We start from the raw sequence: 7,510 nt of genomic DNA on the forward strand, positions 1-7,510 counted from the left end.
ATCGAAGCTCAGAACCCGGACTGGCGAGACCTCTATGACGAGATCGTGTAGCGCTGGCGGGTCGTAGCGAGCCGGTGCCGTGGATTCCCGCTTTCGCGGGAATGACAGATTGCGTCCCTTTCGGCCATGGGCCTCGGTCTGACAGTACACAGTACTGTCAGACTGGACTGTCAGACTGGTGAGGATTTGCCCGGTCGGCTGCACGTTATCCACAAATTTGCCGCCCAGCCGCCACGTGTGCCGGCGCCGCCGACCCCGGCTTGACCGGGTAGGGGGGAATTGGTAGCACTCTGCCCCTAACTGTGCGGGGTTCCAGGCGGTTTTGCAGCAGCTCCGAGACTAAGCGGCAGGAGTGGAATAGAGGCACGTAGCTCAGTGGGAGAGCGCTTCCTTGACACGGAAGAGGTCGGCGGTTCAATCCCGCCCGTGCCTACCATGACGACCTCCAACGGTAGCGGGTAACACGGTCGGTCGCGGCGCGGCCTTCAGCGGCAATCTCCCGGCTGGCAGAGCCCGAGCGCGGATTCCATCCTCACCTTCCCGAAGCATGGCACAAGTTACCATCACATATCCCGACGGCGGCTGCCGCCAGGTGGAAAGCGGCGTTTCCGCCGCCGAAGCGCTCAAGCTGCACGGCTTGCTCGGCAAGGACACGGCGGTGGTTGCCGCCCGCGTCGGCGACCGGATCGCCGACCTGTCGCGCCCCCTGATCGCGGATTGCCCGGTGGCGCCGGTGGCGGCGGAGTCGCCCGCCGGTCTCGAAGTCCTGCGCCACTCCACGGCTCACTTGATGGCGCAAGCGGTCAAGCGCCTGTTCCCCGAGGTGCAGGTGACTATCGGGCCGGTGATCGAAAACGGCTTCTACTACGACTTCAAGAAAGCCGAGCCGTTCACTCCGAGTGATCTCGAACGCATCGAGAAGACCATGCGCGAGATCGCCAAGGAGAACCTCAAGATCACGCGCGAAGAAATGCCGCGAGGGCAAGCCCGCGAGCTGTTTCGCGAGCTGGGTGAAGACTACAAGGTCGAGATCATCGACGGCATCGACGCCCCGGAAGTCTCGCTCTACCGGCAAGGCGAGTTTGTCGATCTCTGCCGCGGCCCGCACGTGCAGTCGACCGGCAAGATCAAGGCCTTCAAGCTCACCAGCGTGGCCGGCGCCTATTGGCGTGGCGATGAGCGCAACGAGATGCTGCAGCGCATCTACGGCACCACCTGGGCGACAGCGGCGGACCTCGAGGCCTATCTCAAGCGGGTCGAGGAGGCCAAGCAGCGCGATCACCGCCGGCTCGGTCCGGCGCTGGACCTGTTCTCGCTCCATCCGATCGCGCCCGGCTCGCCGTTCTTCCATGCCAAAGGCGCCGTGATCTACAACGCCCTGGTGGACTACATGCGCAGCTTGTACCGGCGCTACGGCTACACCGAGGTGATCACCCCGCTGATTTACAAGACCGAGCTATGGAAGACCTCCGGCCACTACCAGGCCTTTCGCGAAGACATGTTTCTGATCAAGCTCGAAGAAGAGGAGTACGGGGTCAAGCCGATGAACTGCCCCGGGCATTGCTACCTCTTCGCCACCCGCAAGCATTCCTACCGCGACCTGCCGATCCGTTACGCCGACTTCAGCCGGCTGCATCGCTTCGAGCAGTCGGGTACGCTGACCGGCCTGACCCGGGTGCGGGCGATGACGCAGGACGATGCCCACATCTACTGCACCCCGGAGCAGCTCGACGCCGAGCTCCAGCAGTTCATCGCCATGGTGCGCGAGGTCTACGGCGCCTTCGGCTTCGAGCGCATCGAGGTGACGCTGCAAACTCGCCCGGAGAAGTTTCTCGGGCGCGTCGAGTTGTGGCAGGCCGCCGAGGCCGCCTTGCACCGGGTGGCCGAAGCGGCGGGTTTTGCGGTCACCGTGTTGCCGGGGGAGGGCGCCTTCTACGGGCCGAAGATCGGCTTCGATTTCCGCGACGTGCTGGAGCGGTCGTGGACGTTGGCCACGGTCCAGATCGATTGCGCCATGCCGGAACGATTCGGCCTGAAGTACGTCAGCCCCGAGGGTAGCGAGGCGACGCCGGTGATGTTACACCGGGCGGTGCTGGGCTCGCTCGAACGCTTCATCGCTATCCTGCTCGAGCACACCGGCGGTGATTTTCCGCTGTGGCTGGCCCCGGTCCAGGTCAAGGTGCTGACCCTCACCGAACGCCAGGAAGCTTACGGCGCCGAGATCGCCGCCGGCCTGGCGGCGGCGGGCGTGCGGGTGGAGCTGGACACGCGCAACGAAAAACTGGGATATAAGATCCGCGAGGCGCAGCTGGAGAAGGTGCCGTACATGCTGGTGGTCGGCGACAAGGAAGCCGAGAGCGGTACGGTTACCCCACGCAGCCGCCGCGAGGGCAATCTGGCGCCGATGCCGGCGGCGGATTTCATCGCCAAGGTGATCGCCGAGGCGCGGGTGGGTTTGAACACGTAAGCGGGAAGGAAGTGCCATATGCCGAAGATCAAGACCAGCCGCGGAGCGGCAAAACGCTTCAAACTAACCGGGACGGGTAAGGTGCGCCGGCGCAAGGCCTATCTGCGTCACATCTTGACCAACAAGTCGCCGAAGCAAAAACGCCACCTGCGCCACGGCGGCTTGGTGCACCCCAGCAACGAAAAGGCGATCAAGCGCCTGGTGCCATACCTTTGACTTGTAGCGCGCGGGGCCGGATGGTAAACCGCCTCGCGCACGGAGGAGAACAGAATCATGCCCCGAGCAAAACGCGGGACCAAGGGACGCGCCCGCCACAAGAAGATCCTCAAGCTGGCCAAAGGCAACGTCGGCGGCCGGCGCAAGCTCTATCGCCAGGCGCGCGAGACCGTCGAGAAGGGTCTGACCTACGCCTACCGCGACCGCCGCGTGCTCAAGCGCGAGTTCCGTAGCCTGTGGGTGGTGCGCATCAATGCTGCCGCCCGGCCGCTGGGGCTGTCGTACAGCCAGCTGATCCACGGGCTCACTAAAGGCGGCGTTACCATCGATCGTAAGATGCTCGCTGACCTGGCGGTGCGCGACCCCGCCGGCTTCGGCGCGGTGGCCGATATTGCGAAGGCGAATCTAGCCGCCTAGCCAGCAGCCTGCACCATCGCGGGCGGGCCGCCGTCATCACTTCGGTGGCGGGGGCCGCCGCCGGCCGCTGTCCGCTCGGCTTGGCGGAGCGACAATGCCAATGAAAGAGGACCTCGAGCGCATTCGCGAAGCCGCGCTGGCCGCGCTGGCCGCTTCCAAGAGCGAGGCGGAACTGGAACAAGTGCGGGGGCGATTTCTCGGGCGCAAGGGTGAGTTGACCTTGGTGGTGCGCCGGCTGCGCGAGCTGGCGGCCGAGGAGCGCCCGGCAATGGGGCAGGCGCTCAACGCAGTCAAGGACGAGCTCGAAGAGCGCATCACCCAGGCGCTCGCCGCCGTCCGCTCCGCCGAGCGCGCCCGCCGCGCGGCGCAAGAGCGCAGCGACATTACCTTGCCCGGCACCCGCTGCTTGCCCGGCAGCGTGCACCCGCTCACGCAAGTGATCGAAGAACTGGTCGGCGTCTTCGGGCGCCTGGGGTTTTCGGTGGCCGAAGGCCCCGACGTCGAGGACGACTACCACAACTTCGAGGCCCTCAATATGCCGCGCGATCATCCCGCGCGCGACATGCAAGACACCCTATTTGTGAGCGACGAACTGGTCCTGCGTACGCACACCTCGCCGGTGCAGATCCGGGTGATGGAGTCGCAAACACCGCCGCTGCGAGTGATTGTGCCGGGCGCGGCCTATCGCCACGACTACGACGTTACCCACTCACCCATGTTCCACCAGATCGAGGGCTTCATGGTGGACAAGCGCGTCACCTTCGCCGATCTCAAGGGCGTGCTCACGCTCGCCCTGCAACACTTGTTCGGCTGCGACACCCGCGTGCGCTTTCGGCCGGCCTTCTTTCCCTTCACCGAGCCGAGTGCGGAAGTCGACATCGCCTGCTTTCAGTGCGGCGGCGGCCAGCCGAGTTGCCGGCTGTGCAAAGGTACCGGCTGGATGGAAATCCTGGGCTCGGGGTTGATCGATCCCAACGTCTTCCGCTTCGTCGGTTACGACCCGGAACAGGTCTCGGGCTTCGCCTTCGGCATGGGCATCGAGCGCATCGCCATGCTCAAGTACGAGATCACCGACATCCGCCTATTCTACGGCGGCGACCTGCGCTTCTTGCGCCAGTTCTGAGCACGCCGCGGCATGACTGACGTAGCTAAAGGCTGGCAATGAAGGTTCCCGTTAGTTGGCTGCGCGAGTTCGTCGTGGTCGACGTCTCGGCCAAGCAGCTGGCCGAGCGGCTGACGCTGGCGGGCATCGAGGTCGAGCGCATCGAGGAGCTTGGCCGCGACCTCGATGGCGTCATCGTCGGCGAGATCGTCGCGGTCGAGCGCCACCCCCAGGCCGAGCGTCTCTCCGTCTGCCAGGTGCGCGGGGCGGGTGCGGAGCTGCAGCGGGTTGTGTGCGGCGCGCCCAACGCTCGCGCCGGCTTGCGGGTGCCCTGGGCCATGCCCGGGGCAACGCTGGCGGGCGGACGGCGCATTGCGGTGGCGGAGGTTCGCGGCGTGGCTTCGGCCGGCATGCTCTGCTCTGAGGCCGAGCTGGGCCTCGGCGGCGACGCCGGCGGTTTGCTGGAGCTGCCGGTCGAGGCGCTCACCGGACAGCCGCTGGCTATTCACCTCGGTATCGCCGACAGCGTGCTGGAAGTGGCGGTGACCCCGAATCGCGGCGACTGCCTGAGTGTGCTCGGCTTGGCCCGCGAGATCGCCGCACTTTATCAGGTGCCGCTGCGCCGGCAGCGGCTGCGGCTGCGCCAGCAGGCACAGCCGGCGGCGTCATTGGTCACGGTGCGGGTGGACGATCCCGCCGGCTGCCAGCGTTACACCGCGCGCTACATTGCCGACTTGCGGGTGGGGCCGTCGCCGGCGTGGCTGCAGCGGCGGCTGGTCGCGGCCGATCAGCGGCCGATCAACAACATCGTCGATATCACCAACTACGTGCTGCTCGAACGCGGACAGCCGCTGCACGCCTTCGACTACGAGCGCTTGCCGCAGCCGCACATCGTGGTGCGCCGCGCCGGCTCCGATCGCAGCATCCGTACCCTGGACGACCGCGACCGCGAGCTCGAGCCGGCCGACTTGTTGATCACCAGCGGCGAAGTGCCGGTGGCGATCGCCGGTGTCATGGGCGGCGCGGAATCACAGGTGACCGAGGAAACCCGCGCCGTCTTGTTGGAGAGCGCGCGCTTCGATCCCGCCAGCATCCGGCGTACGGCACGCCGCTTGGGATTGCGCAGCGAGTCGTCATATCGCTTCGAGCGCGGGGTAGACATCGAGGGGGTGATCCCGGCGCTCGAGCGCGCCGCGGCTCTGGTGGCCGAGCTTGGCGGCGGGGGCACCGCCGCGGGCGTGGCCGAGGACTATCCCGCTCCGCCGCCGAAGACGATCATCGACTTGCGGGTGCCGCGCCTCGAGTTTCTGGTCGGCATGCCGATCACCCGCAGCGACGCGGCCGGGGCGTTGCGGCGGCTCGGGGCGGCGGTGCGGGCGAAGTCCGCACAAGTGCTCGCGGTCACACCGCCGTCGTATCGGCACGACTGGGAGCGGGAGATCGATCTGATCGAAGAAGTGGTGCGGCTGCTGGGCTACGAGCGCGTGCCGGCAGCGCTGCCGGCGGTGGCAATGAGCGGCGGCCGGCGCTCGCCGCTGAGCAGCTGCGCCGCCGATCTGCGCCAGTTCATGGCCGCTCAGGGGTTTCATGAGATCGTGTCGTGGAGCTTCGCAACCGCACGGATGAATCAGCTCTTCGGCGGCGTTGGTGTGCCTGCGGGCGCGCCGGTGTGCCTGCGCAACCCTGTTATCACCGAAGAGGCGCAGTTGCGCTTCAGCCTCTGCCCGGGCCTGTTACAGGCGCTGCGGGCCAACCTCAACGTCGATGAGCCGAGCGTGACCGCGTTCGCCCTCGGCAAGGTGTTTTGGGCTGGCGCCGCCCCAGCCGAAGGCCACCGGCTGGCGGCTGTGCTGTGCGGGAGCCCGCCGCTGGCGGGCTTGGGGGCGACGCGCCGGCCATTTGATTTCCTAGCTGCGAAGGGCGTGCTCGAAGCCGTGCTGGCGCGCTTGCGCCTGCTCGACCGCGTGCACTGGGAGCGCGCGGGAGCAGGACAGCCCGCCTTCCACCCCGGGCAATCGGCGTTGGCTATCATCGACGAGCGGCCGCTGGCCGTGGTCGGTGAGCTGCATCCGGAGACCGAGGCTGAACTCGGTCTGGCGCGGCCATCCTGGCTTTTTGAGTTTGACTTGGAGCGAGCCCTTGAGTATGTTCCGCGGCGCCTTGTCTTTGCAGATTTGCCGCGATTTCCAGCGGTTGTGCGAGACCTGGCGATCGTGAGTGAAGCCGAGTTCGCGTCCGATCAGGTTATCCGCTTCGTGCAACGATGGAACCGGCAAGTGGTGGAGCGAGTCGTGCTGTTCGATCAGTATACGGGACCACCGATCCCAGCGGGCAAGAAGAACTTGGCCTATTCGATTGCCTACCGCGCGGCGAACCGGACCTTGACCGACGACGAAGTGAACCAGCTGCACCAGCAGTTGATCGCGGACCTGTGCGCCGCCTTGCCCATTGAGTTACGCCGCTGAGCGAGAGACCCCCGCTTGGAGGGACGCGCCGTGACCATGACCAAGGGCGATATCGTGGAGCGTATCTACGAACGCGTGGGTTTTTCCAAGAAGGAAGTCGGTGAGGTGGTCGAGTCGACGTTCGAGCTGATCAAAGCGTGCTTGCAGCGGGGCCAAAAGGTCAAGCTCTCGGGCTTCGGCAACTTCGTGGTGCATCAGAAGCGCCCGCGTAAAGGCCGCAACCCGCAAACCGGCGAAGAGATCATCATCAGCGGTCGTAAGGTGCTCAGCTTCAAAGCCAGCCCGGTCCTGAAGAAGTCGATGAACCCAGAGCCGTAGAGGTGGGTGTGAGGGCCACCAAGCCGCAGTTGCCCGACAAGCTCTACTTCAAGATCGGCGAGGTGGCCGAGATCGTCGGCGTCGAAGCGCACGTCCTGCGCTACTGGGAGAGCGTGTTCAACGCGATCAAGCCGGGCAAGAGCCGGGCCAAGCACCGGCTCTATCGCCGCCGAGATGTCGAGACCTTCCTGGAGGTCAAACGCCTCCTACACCAGGAGCGCTACACCATCGAGGGGGCAAAGAAGCGTCTCAAGACCATCCAGAGCGAACAGCGCCAGCAGATGGCTTTACCGCTCGGGGAACGTACCTACCGCGACGCACTCATCCGCGTGAAAAAGGATATCGAGTCGCTCTGCAAGCTGCTGTCGTAGCGGGCTGGCTCTGTCGTGTCCTTCCGGTGAGCATGCATGCGCGCTGACGTCGCGTTCGACTAACCTCCCCGGCCATCTCGACGAGAGGAGGATGGTCGAATGGCAAGGGAGAACAGCGCAACGCAGGGACTGGCACGACTGAGTGAGCTGCGGC

Annotated in this window: 7 protein-coding genes and 1 tRNA gene; all 8 read left to right on the forward strand. The window is 65.9% G+C overall.

The annotated features are described in order from the left end of the window. The first annotated feature begins 361 nt into the window (after positions 1-361). Positions 362-436: transfer RNA gene (locus HY699_19395), tRNA-Val, on the forward strand. Positions 437-547: 111 nt separating this feature from the next. Then, positions 548-2,467 carry a threonine--tRNA ligase gene (gene thrS, locus HY699_19400; GenBank protein ID MBI4517975.1) on the forward strand — a complete coding sequence of 640 codons (1,920 nt, stop codon included), beginning with the start codon at positions 548-550 and terminating at the stop codon, positions 2,465-2,467. 18 nt (positions 2,468-2,485) lie between these two features. Further along, positions 2,486-2,683 carry a 50S ribosomal protein L35 gene (gene rpmI, locus HY699_19405; GenBank protein ID MBI4517976.1) on the forward strand — a complete coding sequence of 66 codons (198 nt, stop codon included), beginning with the start codon at positions 2,486-2,488 and terminating at the stop codon, positions 2,681-2,683. A gap of 57 nt (positions 2,684-2,740) precedes the next feature. Continuing rightward, the gene (gene rplT / locus HY699_19410) at positions 2,741-3,100 is read left to right on the forward strand and encodes a 50S ribosomal protein L20 (GenBank protein ID MBI4517977.1); all 360 of its coding nucleotides are present in this window, start codon (positions 2,741-2,743) and stop codon (positions 3,098-3,100) included. 100 nt (positions 3,101-3,200) lie between these two features. Continuing rightward, complete coding sequence (gene pheS / locus HY699_19415; protein MBI4517978.1) at positions 3,201-4,223, forward strand: phenylalanine--tRNA ligase subunit alpha; 1,023 nt, start codon at positions 3,201-3,203, stop codon at positions 4,221-4,223. A 38-nt stretch (positions 4,224-4,261) separates the two neighbouring features. Next, a complete protein-coding gene (locus HY699_19420) occupies positions 4,262-6,667 on the forward strand; it encodes a phenylalanine--tRNA ligase subunit beta (GenBank protein ID MBI4517979.1) in 2,406 nt (801 codons plus the stop codon). Between the two features lie 36 nt (positions 6,668-6,703). Beyond that, positions 6,704-6,985, forward strand: coding sequence for an integration host factor subunit alpha (locus HY699_19425; GenBank protein ID MBI4517980.1), 282 nt, complete (start codon positions 6,704-6,706; stop codon positions 6,983-6,985). An 8-nt stretch (positions 6,986-6,993) separates the two neighbouring features. Then, a complete protein-coding gene (locus HY699_19430) occupies positions 6,994-7,356 on the forward strand; it encodes a MerR family transcriptional regulator (protein ID MBI4517981.1) in 363 nt (120 codons plus the stop codon). Positions 7,357-7,510: the final 154 nt, after the last annotated feature.

This window comes from Deltaproteobacteria bacterium, from assembly GCA_016210005.1.
Taxonomy (GTDB): domain Bacteria; phylum Desulfobacterota; class Binatia; order HRBIN30; family JACQVA1; genus JACQVA1.